Consider the following 19,275-nt stretch of genomic DNA (forward strand, 5'->3'; position numbering starts at 1 on the left):
AATTTAGTAATTATAATGTTTTTAATCATCAACTAGTTTTTTAAAGCTGTAAAGCAAGTCTAAGGCCTGCTTAGGTGTTAACTCATCAGGGATAAGAGTACGAAACTTATCAACCAAAGGGTGAGACTCTACAGCAAACATATCGGCTTGTAAGGGTGGCAAACTCGCTTGCCTAGCCATAGATTCCTTAACTTGCCGGTTTGTTACTTGGGTTTCTGTTACGGGTACCTGCTTAGTGACTTCTAACGCTTCTAAATCTTTTAGCTTTTGCTGCGCCCGCTTGATTACTTTATTGGGCACACCCGCCAAACGTGCAACTTGTAAACCATAGCTTTGACTAGCAGGCCCAGCTTCAACCTTGTGCATAAAAACCAGGTAATCATCTTGCTCACTGGCAGAAAGATGCACATTAGCAACCTTGGCTAAGTCATCAGCTAGGCTCGTAAGTTCAAAATAGTGGGTAGCAAATAAAGTCCAAGCTCCTAAAGCGGCCAGTTCTTCTGCGCTAGCCCAAGCTAAAGACAAACCATCAAAAGTACTGGTACCTCGCCCCACCTCATCCATTAACACCAAGCTTTGTGCCGTAGCATTGTGCAGTATATTAGCAGTTTCCGTCATTTCCACCATAAAGGTTGAGCGTCCTGAAGCCAGGTCATCGGATGCACCTATACGGGTAAAAATACGGTCTATCGGCCCTATTTGAGCTGCATCAGCAGGCACAGCTGAACCGATATAAGCCAATAAAACAATTAAAGCCACTTGCCGCATAAAAGTCGATTTACCGCCCATATTAGGACCAGTAATAACTAACATGCGTGTAGCTGGATTAAAATTTAAATCATTCGCTACAAAAGGATCAGTCACTACCTGCTCTACTACTGGGTGACGACCAGCAGTAATACTAATGCCTTCTTGCTTGCTTAATTCAGGCACACACCAGCGCAAGGTTTCAGCCCTTTCTGCTAAGTTATGCAATACATCCAGCTCAGCTAGGGCTGTGGCTGTTTGCTGCAGGCTAGCTAAGTTTTCATTTAGTACATCTAACAGTTCTTCATACAACTGCTTTTCACGAGTTAAAGCGCGGCTTTGGCTGGAAAGCGCTTTGTCTTCAAATACTTTTAGTTCAGGGGTAATAAAACGCTCGGCATTTTTAAGCGTTTGGCGGCGCTGGTATTCAACGGGTGCTTTATCAGATTGTGCTCGGCTAATTTCAATAAAATAACCATGCACTCGGTTATAGCCCACTTTTAAGGTGGATAAACCCGTGCGGGCTTTTTCTTGCTCTTCTAGCTGTAATAAGAAGCCACCGGCGTTTTCACGTAAATCCCTTAATTCATCTAGCTCAACATCATAACCTGAAGCAATCACGCCACCATCACGAATAACAACGGGTGGGTTTTCAATAAGAGCACGCGCTAATTGGTCTGCTAGTTCTGGCAGAGGTGCTAGCTGTTGATTTATTGTTTTTAGTAAGGGGGCTTTTAAATCACCAATTTTTGCTTTTAATTCAGGCAAATCAAGCAAGGCATCTTTTAACCTAGATAAATCGCGAGGGCGTGCCGAACGCAATGCAATACGCGATAAAATACGTTCTAAGTCACCAATACTTTTTAGGTTGGTTGCCAGTTCTAATTCAAACAGGTTGACTTGTAATTCCTGCAAAGCTACTTGGCGTTGTTGCAAAATACCAAGGTTACGCAAAGGGCGATGTAACCAGCGGCGCAGTAAACGTGACCCCATAGGTGTAGCCGTGGCATCCAACACTTCCATAAGCGTATGGTTTTGCCCGCCAGAAAGATTGGTATCTAGTTCTAGATTACGGCGACTAGCAGCATCTAACAGCAGCGCTTCGTCTTCATTTTCAACTACTAAAGAGCGCAGGTGCGGCAAGGCAGATTTTTGAGTTTCTTGCACATAATCTAAAAGTGCACCCGCAGCCGCTAAAGCAGGGTTTAACGCATCGCACCCAAAACCGCGTAAATCTTGCACAGCAAACTGCTGACATAATTTACGAACAGCGGTTTGTTTATCAAACTGCCAAGGCGGTATTCGGCGCAAACCTTTAAGCTTTTCCCATTCGGCAGGCAGTTGGGTTAATTCATCAACCAGCAACTCAGAAGGGGCTAAACGCGCCAAGGTGGTTTCTAGCTGGGTTTGCCCTACCACTTCGGCAACCACAAAACGGCCACTGGCTAAATCTAGGTTGGCAATACCCCAAACCTTTTGTTCAGGCTTAGATGCTTCACCCTGTGGATAAATTGCGACCAGCAGGTTGTCTCGGCGCTCATCCATTAAGGCTTCATCTGTCAAAGTGCCGGGGGTAATAATTCTAACAACCTTTCTTTCTACCGGCCCTTTGCCTTCACCGGCTTGCCCTACCTGCTCACAAATAGCAACCGACTTACCTGCTTTAACCAAACGTGCCAAATAACCATCAGCAGAATGGTAAGGAATACCAGCCATGGGAATTGGCTCACCATCCGATGAACCCCGCTGCGTTAGTGTGATATCTAATAACCGCGCACCTTCCTTGGCATCATCAAAAAAAAGCTCATAAAAATCACCCATACGATAAAAAAGCAGGGTGGTAGGATAATCGCGCTTAATAGTGAGAAACTGCCGCATCATCGGCGTATGGTTGGAAAAGTCTGCGTCGCTCAAGCCTTAAAACTCCTGCCTGCTAGAAGGTAAATGCCCGCACATGATACCCGAGGCAAGAGTTTGAATACAGGCTCATGCTTTTTGTTCTGACCGCTTGGCATAATAAGCAGCAAGTTGTGCACAGGCCATGAGTTGTATTTGGTGAAATATCATTAAGGGTAACAACATAGGGCCGAGCAGTGCGCCACTGAATAAAACCTGCGCCATTGGCACGCCCGTTGCCATGCTTTTTTTAGAAGCACAAAACACGATGGTAATTTCATCTTCTTTATTAAAGCCAAACCGGCGTGCCAACCAAGCAGTTAAAAATAAAACTACAGCTAAAAGCACTGCACATGCAAAGGTTAACCAAAGCAGCCTTTCTAAAGGAACGTCATTCCATAAGCCAGCTACAACCGAAGCACTAAAAGCAGTATAAACCACTAATAAAATGGAGGTTTGATCTACCTTGCTTAACCAGCTGCGTTGCTTACCTATCCAATCAGCTAGCCAAGGGCGTAATAAATGCCCAGCCAAAAAAGGTACTAATAACTGCAAACTAATGCTGACTAACGTATCTAAAAAAGAAAAACCAGCACCAGAGGCATCTAGGTCTAACAGAATTAATACTAATAGCGGCGTCACCAGTATACCTATAAGGCTGGAAGCCGAAGCACTGCATACCGCCGCTGCCAGGTTTCCTCTTGCTAGTGCGGTAAAGGCAATGGCAGATTGCACCGTACCGGGTAAAGCACAAAGGTAAAGCATACCCATTGCCAGCTCGTTGCCCAATAAAGGGCGCAATACAGGCAGTAGCAACCAACCAATTAATGGGAAAGCAATAAAGGTAAAACCAAACACTAGGCTATGTAACCGCCAGTGCATGATACCAGCCAAAATAGCCTGACGAGATAAACGTGCACCATGTAAGAAAAACAACAACCCTATAGCAAAGCGGGTCAGCCAAGTCATAATAAACTCGCCCACACCTACTGCCGGAATAAAGGTTGCCAACAACACCATGCCTAATAATAAAAGCGTGTAATTATCAAAAACACGTCTAATTAACTGCCACATAACTAGAGTTCCTTGGTTCTATTTTCTACTCATTATTCTTAATAAAAAGGAATAAACTACGCCAAACAAGGCTCGCTATCTAACACTAGTTATATTACCTTTGCCAGAAGATCATCACTTAAAAACCAACTTTATTAATCCAGCCTTAGAAGCTTTTTTTGAAAACCTTCCTCATCACTTATAGCAGGAGAAAAAAATGACTTCACGCATGGCCTTAGTCAATAAAATAGCTAAACTAGCGACAAGCGCTAACTACCAGCTAGCTACAGCAGAGTCTTGTACGGGTGGTGGTATAGCAAAAGCACTCACTGAAGTAGCTGGCAGCTCCGCCTGGTTCACTAGTGGTTTAGTTACCTATTCCAACCTAGCAAAACACAACCTTTTGGGTGTCGCCAAAACAACAATAGAAAAACAAGGTGCTGTGAGTGAGGCGGTTGTTAAAGCCATGGTGCAAGGCGCATGTAAAAGAAGCCCTGCAAATTTAGCTGTTGCAGTTAGCGGTGTTGCTGGTCCAGGTGGTGGCAGCCCTGAAAAACCTGTAGGTACTGTATGGCTTGCTTGGGGTACAAGCGAGCAACAGCTTGCTAAAATATTTAACTTCACAGGTGATCGTAGGCAGGTAAGAGAAGCCAGTATAGATAAAGCCTTAGAAGGCTTGTTAGACTGGCTTGAAAAAAGCATATAAATCAGTTCTTGCCTTCCAGCAAAATACTGTTAACCTATACAGTAATCGACAAACTGTTAAATTTTATTCGACACTACCCAACAGATCGCACAAAAAGGATATTCTCTTATGGCTTCCGATGAAAACCGCCAAAAAGCCCTTAGCGCTGCATTAGGCCAAATTGAAAAACAATTTGGTAAAGGCGCTGTTATGCTCATGGGTGATCAACCCCGAGTTGCCATTCCATCTGTTTCTACTGGTTCCTTAGGGCTTGATATTGCACTGGGTATAGGCGGCTTGCCCTTTGGTCGTGTAGTTGAAATTTACGGCCCAGAATCTTCAGGTAAAACCACACTCACCCTATCGGTTATCGCACAAGCACAAAAAATGGGCAAAACTTGTGCCTTTATAGATGCTGAGCATGCACTTGACCCTATCTACGCAGAAAAACTAGGCATTAACCTAGATGACATGCTGGTTTCTCAACCAGATAACGGTGAACAAGCCTTAGAAATTACCGATTCATTAGTTCGCTCAGGTGCTGTTGATGTTATCGTTATTGACTCAGTCGCAGCCCTTACACCCCGCGCTGAAATTGAAGGCGAAATGGGCGATTCTCACGTAGGTTTACAAGCTCGCTTAATGTCGCAAGCCCTACGTAAAATCACGGGTAACATTAAAAACGCCAACTGCTTGGTTATTTTTATTAACCAAATCCGTATGAAAATTGGCGTGATGTTTGGTAGCCCAGAAACCACAACGGGTGGTAACGCACTTAAGTTTTACTCCTCGGTTCGTTTAGATATTCGTCGTATAGGCGCTGTTAAACAGGGCGATGAAGTAACGGGTAACGAAACGCGCGTTAAAGTGGTTAAAAACAAGGTAGCGCCTCCTTTCCGTCAAGCAGAGTTCCAAATTCTTTATGGCAAGGGCATTTACCATGCAGGTGAAGTCATTGACCTAGGTGTGCAGTGCAAACTGGTTGAAAAAGCAGGTGCTTGGTATAGCTATAAGGGCACTAAAATTGGTCAGGGTAAGGCTAATGCCGCTCAATATTTAGAAGACAACCCTGAAATCATGAATGAAATTGAAACGGGTGTTCGTGATCAACTGCTTAGCAAATTAGAAGATAAGCCTGATGGCAAAGACGCCAAGGCTACTGCCAGCACTAAAAAACCAGCTAAAGACACGCTAGTCGATGAGCTGCCACCTTTAGAAGACTAGGCTAGTTAATGCAAGATTCAGTTGCAGAAGCTTGGATTAAAGCCCGCCGAGAGCGGGCTTTTCGCTTATTGGCGGCTAGAGAGCAAAGCTTACATGAGTTGCGCGAAAAGCTATTCAAGCCTACCGCAGCAGAAACAGCTGACCCTGAAAAAACACCTGATCAAGCAACCTGTACAGAGCTAATTAACCAATTAATCGAATTCCTGCTTGAACACGACTTACAAAGTGATGAACGCTTTATAGAAAGCCTAGCCAATAAATTTCTCCGCCAAGGTAAAGGTCCCTTAGCATTACAACAAGGCTATTGGAAACACCAACTAGCTAAGCAGCTAGTCAACCAACAACTTAAATCCTTAGAGCCGCTTTGGTATCCACAAATTATGCGGGTTAGGGAAAAGCGCTTTGGGAATCAACCACCTATAGATCAGCGTGAAGCAGGAAAAATGCAACGCTTTCTAGCCCAGCAGGGGTTTACACCAGACCTAATCCGTAAGGCGGTTTTTCTAGAATAAGCGAGGTTATCATTTTGCTACGAACTCCGTATAATAGTTGCCCAGCTTAACCCGGCAGCTTAATTCGCATACAGAGAGGCATCATGAAAAGTGCTGAAATTCGCGAGGCTTTCCTGAAGTTTTTTCAGTCTAAAGGCCACACTGTTGTTCCATCCAGCTCCCTAGTACCCCAGGATGATCCTACCCTGCTATTTACTAATGCGGGGATGAACCAATTTAAAGACTGTTTTCTTGGTCACGAACAACGTGGCTATACCCGTGCAACCACCACCCAAAAATGTGTTCGTGCTGGTGGCAAGCATAACGATTTAGAAAATGTCGGCTATACCGCCCGTCACCACACCTTTTTTGAAATGCTAGGTAACTTTAGTTTTGGCGACTACTTCAAACAAGATGCCATTACCTACGCTTGGGAATTTTTAACCGGCGTTGCCAAACTTCCTCCTGAAAAGCTATGGATTACTATTTACCATACCGATGACGAAGCCTTTGAAATTTGGAATAAGTCAGTTGGTGTTCCTGCCGAACGCATTATTCGTATTGGTGACCAAGAAGGTATTGCCTATAACTCAGATAACTTCTGGGCAATGGGTGACACTGGCCCTTGTGGTCCTTGTACAGAAATTTTTTATGATCATGGTGAAGACATTTGGGGTGGCCTGCCCGGTTCGCCTGAAGAAGATGGCGACCGCTTTATAGAAATCTGGAACGTCGTCTTTATGCAGTTTAATCGCACTGCTGAAGGTGAAATGCTTCCCCTACCTGCCCCCTCCGTTGATACAGGTATGGGCTTAGAAAGACTAGCCGCAGTGCTGCAAGGCGTTCATGCCAATTATGAAATTGACCTTTTCCAAAACTTGCTCCAAGCCTCTTCTATCGCTATCGGTTGTGAAAATTCAGACCAACCTTCCCTACGCGTTGTAGCCGACCATATTCGCTCTTGTAGCTTTTTAGTGGCCGATGGTGTGTTACCTTCAAATGAAGGCCGTGGCTATGTACTACGCCGCATTATTCGTCGTGCTTGCCGCCATGGTCATAAGCTCGGTGCTGAAGGTAGTTTCTTCTACAAGATTGTTGCTGCGCTGGTTAAAGAAATGGGCGATGCTTTTCCAGAACTAAAAGAAAAGCAAACGCAAATAGAAAAAGCCCTTAAGCATGAAGAAGAACAATTTGCTAAAACGCTAGATCAAGGCATGAAAATTCTTGAGCAAGATTTAGCTGAGCTAAAAGGCAAGGTTATTCCAGGTGAAGTTGCTTTTAAGCTTTATGACACCTTTGGCTTCCCCTTCGATCTAACCGCTGACATAGCCCGTGAAAGAGACTTAAGCGTTGATGAAGCTGGCTTTGAAAAACAAATGCAAGCCCAGCGTGAACGTGCCCGCTCTGCAAGCAGCTTTGGTTTAGATTACAACAGCATTATTAATATTGATCGACCCACTGAATTTACTGGCTATAGCAAAGCAAGCGATAAAGCAGAAGTTATTGCACTCTATTTAGAAGGCAAACCAGTAGAAAGCCTAGCTGAAGGTCAAAAGGGTTTAGTTATTCTTGATACCACACCTTTTTATGCAGAGGCGGGTGGTCAGGTAGGTGATACAGGTCAGCTTTTAGGTAAAACCCAGCGCTTCGATGTACAAGACACCACTAAGGCCGGTGAGGCCTTTGCACACCAAGGTATAGTTGCCGAAGGTTCATTAAAAGTTGGTGATCAGCTAACCGCTCAAGTAGATACCCGTGTGCGTGAACGCACCCGCCGTAACCACTCAGCCACTCACTTATTACATGCAGCCCTTCGCCAAGTTTTAGGTGACAGTGTTCAGCAAAAAGGCTCTTTGGTAGATTCTGAACGTTTACGTTTTGATTTTAGCCACAATGAAGCCTTAACAGCTGAACAACTACAAGAAATCTCACGTTTAGTAAACGAGCAAATTCGTGCTAATGCTGCGGTCACCACTGAATTACTCGATTTAGAAACAGCAAAAAAACGTGGTGCTATGGCTTTATTTGGTGAAAAATATGCCGAAGAAGTTCGCGTATTAAGTATGGGCACCAAACAAGGTGAGCAAAGCTTTTCTATCGAGCTTTGTGGTGGCTTGCATGTTGTTCGTACTGGTGATATCGCGCTATTTCACCTAACGTCTGAATCAGGTGTAGCTGCGGGCGTGCGTCGCATTGAAGGTATTACAGGCGAAGCAGCACTTAACTTTTTACAAGAGCGTGAGCAGCAATTACTAAAAGCTGCTAGCCAACTTAAAGTTAAACCAGAACAGCTACTTGAACGCTTAGAAACCAATCAAGACCGTATGCGTCAGCTAGAAAAAGACTTGCAGCAACTTAAGAAAAAACTTGCTTCAGGCGGTAGTACAGATTTAACCAGTCAAGTAGAAGAAGTGGCTGGTGTTAAGGTTCTTGCAGTAAGTATTGAAGGTGCAGATGTACCCACTCTGCGTGAACTGATGGACCAAATGAAACAAAAACTAGCACCAGCAGCCCTTGTGCTAGCAGCAGTAGAGGGCGACAAGGTTAGTTTAATTGCCGGTGTATCAGGTGCAGCTAAAGACCAGATTCATGCAGGCAAATTAGTTAATCATGTTGCTCAACAAGTCGGTGGCAAGGGTGGTGGTCGCCCCGACATGGCGCAGGCGGGTGGCACTAAGCCATCAAGCCTGCCCGCAGCCTTAGCTTCAGTTAAAGCTTGGGTAGCAGAACAACTGGGGTAGGATTAATTCCCTTACATAACCCAAAAGGATACCTATGGCACTTTATGTACAAAAGTTTGGCGGCACCTCAGTCGGTAGCGTTGAACGAATAAAAAAAGTAGCAGAGCGCGTTGGTCGCTTCCGTAAGGAAGGGCATGATGTAGTCGTTGTTGTTTCAGCCATGAGCGGTGAAACTAATCGTCTACTTGCGTTAGCTCAAGATATTCATGACAACCCCTCACCTCGCGAATTAGACATGCTTATTTCAACAGGTGAACAGGTAACGATTGCCCTTTTAGCTATGGCAATGGAACAGCAAGGCATTCCAGCCACTTCTTATACTGGCGCTCAAGTGGGTATAGTTACCGACAAGTCTTACAACAAAGCCCGTATCAAAAAAATAGATACTGAATCAGTTAAGAATGACCTTAACAAGGGTCGTGTTGTGGTTGTGGCTGGTTTTCAGGGCGTTGATGAAGAAGGCAATATTACTACGCTAGGTCGCGGTGGCTCAGATACCACAGCCGTTGCCTTAGCTGCTGCTTTAAAAGCAGATGAATGCCAAATCTATACTGATGTTGATGGCGTATATACCGCCGATCCACGTATTTGCTCTAAGGCACGCAGACTAGACAAAATTACTGTAGAAGAAATGCTTGAACTTGCCAGTCTTGGTTCAAAAATTCTACAAATACGCTCAGTCGAATTTGCAGGTAAATACCAAGTTCCCTTACGTGTTCTTTCAAGTTTTGAAGATAGCGAAGGTGAAGGCACACTCATTATTGCAGATAACGAGGAACATAACGCGATGGAAGATCCACTAATCTCTGGTATTGCTCACCACACCAATGAAGCAAAAATTACTATTTTAGGCGCTCCAGATATTCCTGGTGTAGCAGCAAAAATTCTTGGCCCTATTAGTGACGCTAACATTGAAGTCGATATGATTGTACAGAACGTCTCACCAGACGGTGAGTCTACCGACTTTTCTTTCACTGTAGGCCGAGGCGACTATAAAAAAGCTTATAGCCTAGTAGAGAAGTGTGTTGAAGAAATGGGTGCTGGCCGTATTCTTGGTGACAACGCTATGGCTAAGGTTTCACTAGTGGGTGTAGGTATGCGCTCTCATGCAGGTGTTGCCAGCCTAATGTTTAAGACCCTAGCAGAGAACAGCATCAATATTCGCATGGTATCTACCTCTGAAATTAAAATTTCAGTAGTCATAGATGAGAAGTTTACTGAACTCGCTGTTAGAACATTGCATACAGCTTTTGGTTTAGATAAACCTGAGTAATCACCTCTTATAAAGCCTAAAAGCAGCAAACCAAGGAGGGTTTCTGCACTCATATAGAAAACTCATCCAACAAATAGTTAAAAATCATTTAACATTTTTATGCTATTGACGGATAATATGCTTGTCTGGCAAGTGAACACTAGCCATCGGAGATGGTCTACATTTAACCAAGACACATGGAGTAAAGCTTTCAAGCCTTATTCCAACGCCTGTTGAGATGTATATATATCTGGACTGATTGATATGGAGATTCTACTATGCTGATTCTTACTCGCCGTGTTGGTGAAACGCTTATGATTGGTGATGAAGTTACTGTTACTGTTCTAGGTGTTAAAGGTAATCAAGTTCGCATAGGTGTTAATGCACCTAAAGAAATTGCAGTACACCGCGAAGAAATTTACCAACGTATCTAACGTGAAAAAGAGGAAGGTGGCAATCAGGGTAATTACTAAATTTCCCTTTTTGACTGCTAACTAAAAAACCGCAACTTACCGGTACCTTACCGACCTAAGTTGCGGTTTTTCTTTGCCTAAACAATTTAAGTTGTTGCTTAAACAAGTTTTTTTTAGCAAAGGGTAGACAAAAAAATAACAGATGGTATTATGTGCGCCGTGTTGGAGAGGTGGCCGAGTGGCTGAAGGCGCGCCCCTGCTAAGGGCGTATGGGAGAAATCTCATCGAGGGTTCGAATCCCTCTCTCTCCGCCACTAATTTTAGATGTTTGCTTTAAAATGACTTACGCGCTCTTAGCTCAGCTGGATAGAGTACCTGGCTACGAACCAGGCGGTCGGAGGTTCGAATCCTCCAGAGCGCGCCAATTCAAAAACATTTAAAATCTTGTGTATTAGTTTTGCGCGCTCTTAGCTCAGCTGGATAGAGTACCTGGCTACGAACCAGGCGGTCGGAGGTTCGAATCCTCCAGAGCGCGCCAACTAACAAGCTTCTTCAATCACTCCTAGTTATAAAATCTTCCCTTAGTTTAGTTTATTTCAACAGCATCCCTGCGGATCTTCTTATTTAAACCGTCGACCTTCTAAAATTTCCTGCATTCTTGGCAACATAATCAATTCTATGGCTAGCTGCATTTTTGCCCCTGGCACTACCAGTGTGTTTGGGCGAGACATAAAGCTGTCTTTAATCATGGAAAGCAAGTAAGGAAAGTCCGCTTTTTGTGGCCCGCGAAAGCGTATCACTACAAAGCTTTCATCAGCGGTTGGCACACTACTTATCTCAAAAGGGTTAGAAGTATCTACAACTGGTACTCGCTGAAAGTTAATGTGCGTACGCGAGAATTGCGGCAGAATGTAACGCAAATAATCTTCCATTCTTGAATGAATGGTGTCTATCACGGCTTCTTGCGAATAACCACGCAGCTTAGTGTCTCTTTCTATTTTTTGAATCCATTCCAAATTTATGGATGGAGCAACACCTATTAATAGATCAACATACTGCGCAATATTATAATCTTCCGTTACTAGGCCACCATGCAAGCCCTCATAAAGCAACAGGTCTGTCCCTTCTGGTAAAGCTTCCCAAGGGGTAAACGTACCCACCTTGTAGCCTGCTTCTACCTGCTCTTTATCTTCAGCATGAATATACTGACGATACTCACCTGTTCCGCTGGCGGAATAATCCTGAAATAACTGTTCGAGTCTATCTAGGAGGTTGGCTTCCAAGGCAAAGTGTGAAAGTGATTGACGTTGCTCTGGGTGAGCCTCTAGCAGTTTTTCTAGCTGCTCTCGTGTATAGCGATGAAAACTATCACCATGCACAAAAGCGGCATTCACTTCTTCACGAGCAAACATTCGCGCAAAAGCATCTTTAACTGTAGTCGTACCAGCACCTGATGAACCAGTAACAGCAATAATAGGGTATTCACGCGCCATACTAAGGCCTTTTAGCTAATTGAATAAAGTTCTCTGGCACAGCAGCAGCTTTACGCGCTATATAATCAAAAAATACCACTCCAACTTTTGCTACAGCAACTTCCACCCCTTCTTTACCTACTACGCGGTGATAGATTTCTGCGCCCTTAGAGCCAATTTCACCTATAGCCAACTCAACTTGTAACTCATCATCATAAAAAGCTTCTGCACGGTAGTTAACCACCAACTCAGCCACTACCCAGCCTAAAGATTTACCGTCAACTGTTAGCTCTGTTAAGCCATGTTTTGCCAACCAACCACAACGTGCATCATGCAATAAAGAAACTAAAGTATCGTGCCCCAAATGATTTCCATAATTAATATCACTAATGCGTAAGCGTACTGGGTGGCTATAAATAGCGGGGGCTGGAAAATCCAAGGTAATTCTAGACATAAACCGCTTCTCCTAGGAAAAAAAAGCCCAGCTAGAAACTGGGCTTATAAAATTAAAACACTTGTATTAAAGCATTTACTAGCTAACTAGGGAATAACCTATTGGCTAGCTTGCTCCCGAGCAATGGCACGGTAACCTATATCGCGACGGCTGAAGCAGCCTTCCCAGCTAATTTTATCTAAGTGCTGGTAAGCCTGTGCTTGTGCTTGTGCTACTGTTTCACCCATAGCTGTAACACACAAGACACGACCACCACTCGTCACCACGGTATCATCTTGCATGGCAGTACCCGCATGAAATACTTTTACTGCTTCCTGCTCTTGCTGAGGTAAACCAGTAATCACCTGACCTTTAGTGTAATCATTAGGATAGCCACCTGCAGCCATGACTACACCAATAGCGGGACGCTCATCCCACTCCGCAGTCACTGTGTTTAGTTTTTTATCTAAAGCCGCTTGGCAAAGTTTGACCAAGTCTGACTTTAAACGCAGCATAATGGGTTGCGTTTCTGGGTCACCAAAACGGCAGTTGTATTCTATGACTTTAGGTGTGCCACTAGCGTCAATCATTAAACCAGCATATAAAAAGCCAACATAGGTGTTACCTTCTGCTGCCATACCCTTCACAGTTGGGTAGATAACCTCATTCATGGCACGCTGATAAACTTCATCGGTTACAACCGGCGCAGGAGAATAAGCCCCCATACCGCCAGTATTTGGGCCTGTGTCGCCATCCCCTACCCGCTTATGGTCTTGACTAGTTGCCATAGGAAGTACATTTTCACCATCAACCATTACAATAAAGCTGGCTTCTTCACCTTCCAAAAACTCTTCAATAACAACACGAGCGCCAGCTTCTCCAAAAGCATTGCCTGAAAGCATGTCAATAATAGCGGCTTCTGCTTCTGGTAAAGTCATGGCAACAATAACGCCCTTACCCGCTGCTAAACCATCAGCCTTAATAACTATAGGCGCACCTTTTTCACGAACATAAGTCAGTGCTTCATCTACCTGAGTAAAAACACCATAAAAAGCAGTTGGAATATTATGACGCGCTAAAAAATCTTTAGTAAAAGCTTTGGAACCTTCTAGCTGCGCGGCCCCTTTAGAAGGGCCAAACACGGCCAAGCCTTCTTTTTCAAAGTAATCCACTATGCCTTCTACTAAAGGCACTTCTGGCCCTATAAGCGTTAAGGCCACATTTTCTTTTTTAGCCAAGGCCGCTAGGCCTGCAAAATCGAGCACATCTAGGGCAATATTTCTTATTTTTGGCTCTAGCGCAGTGCCTGCATTACCTGGTGCTACTAGCACCTCTGAAACATCTGCTGACTGAGCTGCTTTCCAAGCCAAAGCGTGCTCGCGTCCACCGCTGCCGACAACCAATAATTTCATGTGTTTTGCTTCCTATGTTTTGCTTAAAAGTTTAGCTAAAAATAATTCTTAACATTATACAGTTTTTTTGTGTTGGAACTCTATTCAGGCTAATCGAGCACTATTAGCCATTTTCATACAGGTGTATTAATTAGAACGAAACCCCTAGCAATCAAAAAAAATACAGGATTAAAAACTAGCTAAGTTTTTATAACGATAAATTCATCTAAACAAATGAAACTTAACCCTAGTTGCCGCTATAAATAGCTTCTAGACAAGTTGGTTTTGAAGTGCTAGTAATCACCTGTGGAACTATACTGAGCAATTATTTAGTACACCCAAGAGTGTTTAACCAAGAGTGTTTAACTAAGTCTGATCCAAAAAATCTGACCTAAAACTTGCAAATGGAAAACAATAAAATGAAAAAAACTTTTCAAGCAACACTACTAAGCGCTGCCGCCGCAAGCCTGCTGTTAGGTAGCTCTTTAGCTAGCGCAGCCTCTACTATAAAAATAGCCTTGGCTGGCCCAGTTTCTGGCCCTGTAGCCCAATACGGTGATATGCAATTTACTGGCGCTCAAATGGCCATTAAACGCATTAATGCCCAGGGTGGTGTTAACGGTAAGATGCTCGAGGGTGTGGTTTATGATGATGCTTGTGAGCCACGCCAAGCCGTTACTGTAGCCAACCGTATAGTTAACGATAACATTAGCTTTGTTGTAGGCCACCTTTGCTCGGGTTCAACTCAGCCAGCTTCTGCCGTTTATGATGAAGAAGGCATCTTAATGATTACCGCCGCTTCAACCAGCCCAGAAATCACTCAGCTTGGCTATCGAACCATCTTCCGTACTATTGGTTTAGATAACATGCAAGGCCCTGTTGCAGGTAACTACATAGCAACCAAGGTTAAACCCAAAAAAATGGCGATACTGCATGACAAACAACAGTATGGTGAAGGTATTGCTCGTGCAGTTAACCAAACAGTAACTGACAAGGGTATCAACGTTGTTATGTTTGATGGTATTAATGCTGGTGACCGTGACTTCTCTGCCATTATTTCGCGTATGGTTCGTGAAGATGTTGACTTTGTTTACTATGGTGGCTACCACCCAGAGCTTGGCCTGCTGCTACGCCAATCTAGCGAACAAGGTTTAGATGCACAGTTCATGGGGCCTGAAGGTGTAGGTAACCCTGACATTACAGCCATTGCAGGTGAAGCATCAGAAGGCTTACTTGTAACCCTACCACCCGCTTTTGAACAAGACCCTCGTAATGCTGATCTAGTTAAAGCCTTTCGTGATAACAAAGAAGACCCTGCCGGTCCTTTTGTAATGCCTGCTTACACTGCGGTACAGCTAATGGCTGAAGGTATGAAAGGCACTAAATCTGAAAACCCAGAAAAAGTTGCTGCCTACCTACGCGCCAACTCTTTTGACACGCCCATTGGTCAAGTGCAATACGATGATAAAGGTGACTTAAAAGCCTTTAATTTTGTTGTTTTCACTTGGCATGCCGATGCAACTCGTACTGAAGCACCTTAAGCCTTGAAGCAAATAACTTAAATATTAAGCCCCAGTTAACTCTGGGGCTTTCGGGTTATCGCCTGAAATTAAGCCGTGCTGAACTTACCACGAACAGCCTCGCGCACTACCAATGGTACCAACCATGAATGAATCAATTAGTTATTTTATACAGCAAGTGATTAACGGACTAACCGTAGGCAGCACCTATGCCCTAATTGCCATAGGCTACACTATGGTTTACGGCATTATTGGCATGATTAACTTTGCCCATGGTGAGATTTACATGCTAGGCACGTATATTACTTTTATAGTCATTGCTGGCCTAACCCTCCTAGGTATAGAAAGCCTACCCTTTATTTTAATAGCCGCTTTAATTATTAGCATGATGGTTGCAGGTGCTTATGGTTTTACAATTGAGCGTGTTGCCTACCGTCCTGTTCGCAGTAGTAAGCGCCTAATTGCCCTTATCTCTGCTATAGGTATGTCTATTTTTTTACAAAACTATATGCGCCTCGCACAAGGTTCGCGTGATCTAGCCCAACAAAGTATTATTTCTGGTAGCTGGTCACTAGGTACAGATGAGATCAGCGTAAACCTTGCCTACATGCAACTTATTATTTTTGTTATCACACTGATTTGCATGGTTTTACTGACCCTTTTTATTAGTCGCTCTCGTGTTGGTCGTGCCTGCCGCGCCTGTTCACAAGATGCTGGTATGACTAATCTTTTAGGTATCAATACCAACCACATGATTGCTGCCACCTTTGTTATAGGTGCTATGTTGGCTGCGGTTGCGGGTGTTTTGTTAGGGCTTTATTACGGTGTAGTTAACCCCATGATTGGTTTTATAGCAGGCCTAAAAGCCTTTACTGCCGCTGTATTAGGTGGCATAGGCAGTATTCCAGGTGCTGTTTTAGGTGGCTTAATTCTTGGTACTGCCGAAACCATGACAGGCGCTTATTTCTCTGCTCAATATAAAGACGTAGTCGCCTTTTCTTTACTCTGCTTAATTCTACTTTTCCGCCCAAGTGGCCTACTAGGTAAGCCAGAGGTTGAAAAAATCTAATGACAAAAAAACCTCTTTTCACTAACTTAACTTCTGCATTATTTGCCGCAGGTTTAACCCTCTTCCTTGGTGCTTCAGTTATGGGCTTACGCCTAAAATCTGAAGGCATTACCCTAGGCGTTGAACTAGCAAGCACCCAAACCTTTATTGAATTAGGTTTAGCGGGATTAATTGTGTTTCTTTTTCAACTTTTTCGAGATCGAATTCCTAAACTCAGTAGTAGCGCAACTGATCGTATAGCCATACTGGCTTTTTTACGTACTGACAAACAACAACGCTTGTGGCTGATGTTAACTATAGCCGCACTACTCGTTTTTCCCTTCACCACAGGGCGAAGCAATATCGACTTAGCAACACTAGTGCTTATCTACATAATGCTAGCTATAGGGCTAAATATTGTTGTAGGTTTGGCTGGCTTATTAGACTTAGGCTATGTTGGTTTTTACGCCGTAGGTGCTTACACCTATGGTTTACTCTATACCTATTTTGGTTTTAGCTTTTGGCAAGCACTACCAGTCGCTGGCTTATTTGCAGCCATTACAGGCTGGTTGCTGGGTTATCCTGTACTAAGGCTTAGAGGAGACTACTTAGCCATAGTAACGCTTGGTTTTGGGGAAATTATTAGGCTACTGCTGAATAACCTTACCGAGTTAACAGGCGGGCCTAATGGTGTTAGTAGCATTCCAAAACCCACTCTTTTTGGCTTAGAGTTTTCCCGCAGGGGCGACAACACCTTCCATGAGTTTTTTGGTATTGCTTACGACCCAGTTCATCGAGTTATTTTTCTTTACCTGCTTGCTTTGTTGCTCGTTATGCTATCTATCTACATTATTCGCCGCTTAATAAGAATGCCCATAGGGCGAGCTTGGGAAGCGTTACGTGAAGACGAAATTGCCTGCCGTTCTCTTGGTATGAGTCCAACGAACATTAAGCTTTCTGCCTTTACTATAGGTGCAACTTTTGCCGGTTTTGCAGGTGCTTTCTTTGCTACTAGACAAAGCTTTATTAGCCCAGAGTCTTTCGCTTTTATAGAATCTGCCATAATTCTTGCCATAGTGGTACTCGGCGGTATGGGCTCTCAACTAGGCGTAGTGCTAGCAGCTATCGCTATGGTATTACTGCCCGAATTAGCCAGAGAGTTTAATGAATACCGTATGCTGCTCTTTGGTTTAATGATGGTGCTAATGATGATTTGGCGTCCCCAAGGATTATTACCAGCCAAACGCCCTCATCGTGAACTTAAAACCACTAACGCAGAGGTGAAATAAATGACTCAACCTTTGCTAGAAGTAAAAAACCTTGTGATGCGTTTTGGCGGCCTAATGGCGGTTAACCACGTTTCTTTAGATGTTAATGAAGGGCAAATAGTCTCGTTAATTGGTCCTAATGGCGCAGGTAAAACTACCGTATTTAACTGCATTAGTGGTTTTTACAAACCCTCTGCTGGTGAAGTGCTTTTTAAAGGTAAGCCCATGCACAAGCTACCTGGGCATTTAATTGCTCGACATGGCATGGTTCGTACCTTTCAAAACATTCGCTTATTTAAGGAAATGACCCTTCTCGAAAACCTGTTAGTTGCCCAACACATGCATGCAGAAAGAAACCTGCTTAAAGGTATGTTAAACCTCCCTAGTTATAAAGCGAAAGAACAGGAACTAGAAGATAGATCAGCAGAATGGCTAGAAAGGGTAAACCTACTTGAATTTGCTAACCGTGAAGCAGGAACGCTTGCTTATGGTCAACAAAGGCGCTTAGAAATAGCCCGCTGCATGGTAACGCAACCTACTTTACTCATGTTAGATGAACCCGCAGCAGGGCTTAATCCTCAAGAAACCCAAGCACTAGACCAACTTATTATAGAGTTACGCGATAAATACAGCGTCACCCTTCTATTAATTGAACATGACATGAAACTGGTTATGGGAATTTCTGATCAAATAGTGGTTATTAACCAAGGCGCTCCCTTAGCAACGGGTACACCAGCAGAAATTCTTGGCAACCAAGCTGTTATTAAAGCCTACCTAGGGGAAGAATAATGCTGCTGCTAGAAGATATTCACACCCACTATGGCGCAGTACATGCCTTAAAAGGCGTCTCTCTTAATGTAAAAAAAGGAGAGATAGTTACCCTAATTGGCGCTAATGGGGCAGGTAAAAGCACCCTAATGATGACTATTTGTGGTGATCCACAAGCCAGCCAAGGCCGAGTTATCTTTCAAGGTGAAGACATAACCCAAAAACCAACCAACAAAATTATGCGTAATGGCTTGTCTGTTGTGCCAGAAGGTAGGCACGTATTCACAGGTATGACAGTAGAAGAAAACCTAGCCATGGGTGCTTACTTTCAGAGTAAAGAAGTAAAAGAACAGCAAGAAGAAAGGGTTTTAAATCTATTTCCTCGTTTAAAAGAGCGATTTCATCAACGTGCCGGCACCATGTCGGGTGGTGAGCAACAAATGCTTGCCATAGGTCGAGGGTTAATGGATGAACCTGAATTACTACTACTTGATGAACCTTCGCTGGGGCTAGCACCGCTTATCATTAGCCAAATATTTGAAATCATTCAACAGTTGCGCGAAACAGGTACAACTATTTTCTTGGTAGAACAAAATGCCCTTAAAGCACTAGCTATTGCAGATAGAGGTTACGTTTTAGAGCATGGGGAGCTAGTTTTACAGGACACAGGCCAAAACCTTTTAGCCAATGAGGATGTGAAAAAAGCCTATTTAGGTGGTTAAACAACGTTTTACTCTATAAAAAAGCCAAAAAACAAGTTTTTTGGCTTTTTTTTCATTTCTCGTTTGACGCTTATTGTGCAGTGCACTATATTAAGTGTGCTTGTTGCGGTGCAGCAAAGCTTAGGTAGTATTTTGTTATTTAAAGGAGTCG

Annotated in this window: 16 protein-coding genes and 3 tRNA genes; 14 read left to right on the plus strand and 5 right to left on the minus strand. The window is 43.6% G+C overall.

The window, feature by feature from the left end; all coding sequences use genetic code 11:
- Positions 1 to 21: 21 nt before the first annotated feature.
- A complete protein-coding gene (mutS, locus tag H571_RS0107870; RefSeq protein WP_027848821.1) occupies positions 22 to 2,661 on the minus strand; it encodes a DNA mismatch repair protein MutS in 2,640 nt (879 codons plus the stop codon).
- Positions 2,662 to 2,733: 72 nt separating this feature from the next.
- Positions 2,734 to 3,717 carry a bile acid:sodium symporter family protein gene (locus H571_RS0107875; protein ID WP_027848822.1) on the minus strand — a complete coding sequence of 328 codons (984 nt, stop codon included), beginning with the start codon at positions 3,715 to 3,717 and terminating at the stop codon, positions 2,734 to 2,736.
- Positions 3,718 to 3,913: 196 nt separating this feature from the next.
- Between H571_RS0107875 and H571_RS14670 the strand changes: the two genes are divergently transcribed.
- From H571_RS14670 to H571_RS0107920, 9 genes are all read left to right on the plus strand, one after another.
- Positions 3,914 to 4,402 carry a CinA family protein gene (locus H571_RS14670; RefSeq protein WP_051168236.1) on the plus strand — a complete coding sequence of 163 codons (489 nt, stop codon included), beginning with the start codon at positions 3,914 to 3,916 and terminating at the stop codon, positions 4,400 to 4,402.
- Positions 4,403 to 4,510: 108 nt separating this feature from the next.
- A complete protein-coding gene (recA, locus tag H571_RS0107885; protein ID WP_027848823.1) occupies positions 4,511 to 5,605 on the plus strand; it encodes a recombinase RecA in 1,095 nt (364 codons plus the stop codon).
- Between the two features lie 8 nt (positions 5,606 to 5,613).
- On the plus strand, positions 5,614 to 6,117 hold the full coding sequence (locus H571_RS0107890; protein ID WP_027848824.1) for a regulatory protein RecX: 504 nt from the start codon (positions 5,614 to 5,616) through the stop codon (positions 6,115 to 6,117).
- Positions 6,118 to 6,200: 83 nt separating this feature from the next.
- Positions 6,201 to 8,837 carry an alanine--tRNA ligase gene (gene alaS, locus H571_RS0107895; protein ID WP_027848825.1) on the plus strand — a complete coding sequence of 879 codons (2,637 nt, stop codon included), beginning with the start codon at positions 6,201 to 6,203 and terminating at the stop codon, positions 8,835 to 8,837.
- Between the two features lie 34 nt (positions 8,838 to 8,871).
- On the plus strand, positions 8,872 to 10,110 hold the full coding sequence (locus tag H571_RS0107900) for an aspartate kinase (protein ID WP_027848826.1): 1,239 nt from the start codon (positions 8,872 to 8,874) through the stop codon (positions 10,108 to 10,110).
- Positions 10,111 to 10,367: 257 nt separating this feature from the next.
- Positions 10,368 to 10,523, plus strand: a complete 156-nt coding sequence (gene csrA / locus H571_RS0107905) for a carbon storage regulator CsrA (protein ID WP_027848827.1) — start codon at positions 10,368 to 10,370, stop codon at positions 10,521 to 10,523.
- Between the two features lie 203 nt (positions 10,524 to 10,726).
- Positions 10,727 to 10,816: transfer RNA gene (locus H571_RS0107910), tRNA-Ser, on the plus strand.
- A gap of 33 nt (positions 10,817 to 10,849) precedes the next feature.
- Positions 10,850 to 10,926: transfer RNA gene (locus H571_RS0107915), tRNA-Arg, on the plus strand.
- 37 nt (positions 10,927 to 10,963) lie between these two features.
- A tRNA-Arg gene (locus H571_RS0107920) sits at positions 10,964 to 11,040 on the plus strand.
- A gap of 82 nt (positions 11,041 to 11,122) precedes the next feature.
- Here H571_RS0107920 and H571_RS0107925 read toward each other — a convergent pair.
- From H571_RS0107925 to purD, 3 genes are all read right to left on the minus strand, one after another.
- Entirely contained in the window at positions 11,123 to 11,995 is an 873-nt protein-coding gene (locus tag H571_RS0107925; RefSeq protein WP_027848828.1) for a phosphoribulokinase, read from the minus strand.
- 1 nt (position 11,996) lies between these two features.
- Positions 11,997 to 12,428, minus strand: a complete 432-nt coding sequence (locus H571_RS0107930) for an acyl-CoA thioesterase (protein WP_027848829.1) — start codon at positions 12,426 to 12,428, stop codon at positions 11,997 to 11,999.
- A gap of 98 nt (positions 12,429 to 12,526) precedes the next feature.
- The gene (purD, locus tag H571_RS0107935; RefSeq protein WP_027848830.1) at positions 12,527 to 13,819 is read right to left on the minus strand and encodes a phosphoribosylamine--glycine ligase; all 1,293 of its coding nucleotides are present in this window, start codon (positions 13,817 to 13,819) and stop codon (positions 12,527 to 12,529) included.
- Between the two features lie 398 nt (positions 13,820 to 14,217).
- Here purD and H571_RS0107940 point away from each other — a divergent pair, with 398 nt between their 5' ends.
- The 5 genes from H571_RS0107940 to H571_RS0107960 all read left to right on the plus strand — a co-directional run bounded on the left by H571_RS0107940 (position 14,218) and on the right by H571_RS0107960 (position 19,124).
- A complete protein-coding gene (locus H571_RS0107940; RefSeq protein ID WP_027848831.1) occupies positions 14,218 to 15,339 on the plus strand; it encodes a branched-chain amino acid ABC transporter substrate-binding protein in 1,122 nt (373 codons plus the stop codon).
- Between the two features lie 124 nt (positions 15,340 to 15,463).
- Positions 15,464 to 16,387, plus strand: coding sequence for a high-affinity branched-chain amino acid ABC transporter permease LivH (gene livH / locus H571_RS0107945; protein ID WP_027848832.1), 924 nt, complete (start codon positions 15,464 to 15,466; stop codon positions 16,385 to 16,387).
- Positions 16,387 to 17,655 carry a high-affinity branched-chain amino acid ABC transporter permease LivM gene (gene livM, locus H571_RS0107950; RefSeq protein WP_027848833.1) on the plus strand — a complete coding sequence of 423 codons (1,269 nt, stop codon included), beginning with the start codon at positions 16,387 to 16,389 and terminating at the stop codon, positions 17,653 to 17,655. Before livH ends, livM begins: the two co-directional genes overlap by 1 nt.
- The gene (livG, locus tag H571_RS0107955) at positions 17,656 to 18,423 is read left to right on the plus strand and encodes a high-affinity branched-chain amino acid ABC transporter ATP-binding protein LivG (RefSeq protein WP_036217937.1); all 768 of its coding nucleotides are present in this window, start codon (positions 17,656 to 17,658) and stop codon (positions 18,421 to 18,423) included. It abuts the gene before it with no gap.
- Positions 18,423 to 19,124: an ABC transporter ATP-binding protein gene (locus H571_RS0107960; protein WP_027848835.1), complete on the plus strand. Its 702-nt coding sequence runs from the start codon at positions 18,423 to 18,425 to the stop codon at positions 19,122 to 19,124. The genes livG and H571_RS0107960 overlap by 1 nt, the downstream gene beginning before the upstream one ends.
- Positions 19,125 to 19,275 lie beyond the last annotated feature (151 nt).

The sequence above is a fragment of the Marinospirillum minutulum DSM 6287 genome (genome assembly GCF_000422325.1).
Classification (GTDB): Bacteria; Pseudomonadota; Gammaproteobacteria; order Pseudomonadales; family Halomonadaceae; genus Marinospirillum; species Marinospirillum minutulum.

Bases quoted from the DNA above. Each gene is read 5' to 3' on its own strand.
- H571_RS0107890 (WP_027848824.1), top strand. From the start codon at position 5,614: ATGCAAGATTCAGTTGCAGAAGCTTGGATTAAAGCCCGCCGAGAGCGG.
- H571_RS0107900 (WP_027848826.1), top strand. From the start codon at position 8,872: ATGGCACTTTATGTACAAAAGTTTGGCGGCACCTCAGTCGGTAGCGTT.
- alaS (WP_027848825.1), top strand. From the start codon at position 6,201: ATGAAAAGTGCTGAAATTCGCGAGGCTTTCCTGAAGTTTTTTCAGTCT.
- csrA (WP_027848827.1), top strand. From the start codon at position 10,368: ATGCTGATTCTTACTCGCCGTGTTGGTGAAACGCTTATGATTGGTGAT.
- H571_RS0107875 (WP_027848822.1), bottom strand. From the start codon at position 3,717: ATGTGGCAGTTAATTAGACGTGTTTTTGATAATTACACGCTTTTATTA.
- livG (WP_036217937.1), top strand. From the start codon at position 17,656: ATGACTCAACCTTTGCTAGAAGTAAAAAACCTTGTGATGCGTTTTGGC.
- H571_RS14670 (WP_051168236.1), top strand. From the start codon at position 3,914: ATGACTTCACGCATGGCCTTAGTCAATAAAATAGCTAAACTAGCGACA.
- livM (WP_027848833.1), top strand. From the start codon at position 16,387: ATGACAAAAAAACCTCTTTTCACTAACTTAACTTCTGCATTATTTGCC.
- recA (WP_027848823.1), top strand. From the start codon at position 4,511: ATGGCTTCCGATGAAAACCGCCAAAAAGCCCTTAGCGCTGCATTAGGC.
- purD (WP_027848830.1), bottom strand. From the start codon at position 13,819: ATGAAATTATTGGTTGTCGGCAGCGGTGGACGCGAGCACGCTTTGGCT.
- H571_RS0107930 (WP_027848829.1), bottom strand. From the start codon at position 12,428: ATGTCTAGAATTACCTTGGATTTTCCAGCCCCCGCTATTTATAGCCAC.
- H571_RS0107940 (WP_027848831.1), top strand. From the start codon at position 14,218: ATGAAAAAAACTTTTCAAGCAACACTACTAAGCGCTGCCGCCGCAAGC.
- H571_RS0107925 (WP_027848828.1), bottom strand. From the start codon at position 11,995: ATGGCGCGTGAATACCCTATTATTGCTGTTACTGGTTCATCAGGTGCT.
- H571_RS0107960 (WP_027848835.1), top strand. From the start codon at position 18,423: ATGCTGCTGCTAGAAGATATTCACACCCACTATGGCGCAGTACATGCC.
- livH (WP_027848832.1), top strand. From the start codon at position 15,464: ATGAATGAATCAATTAGTTATTTTATACAGCAAGTGATTAACGGACTA.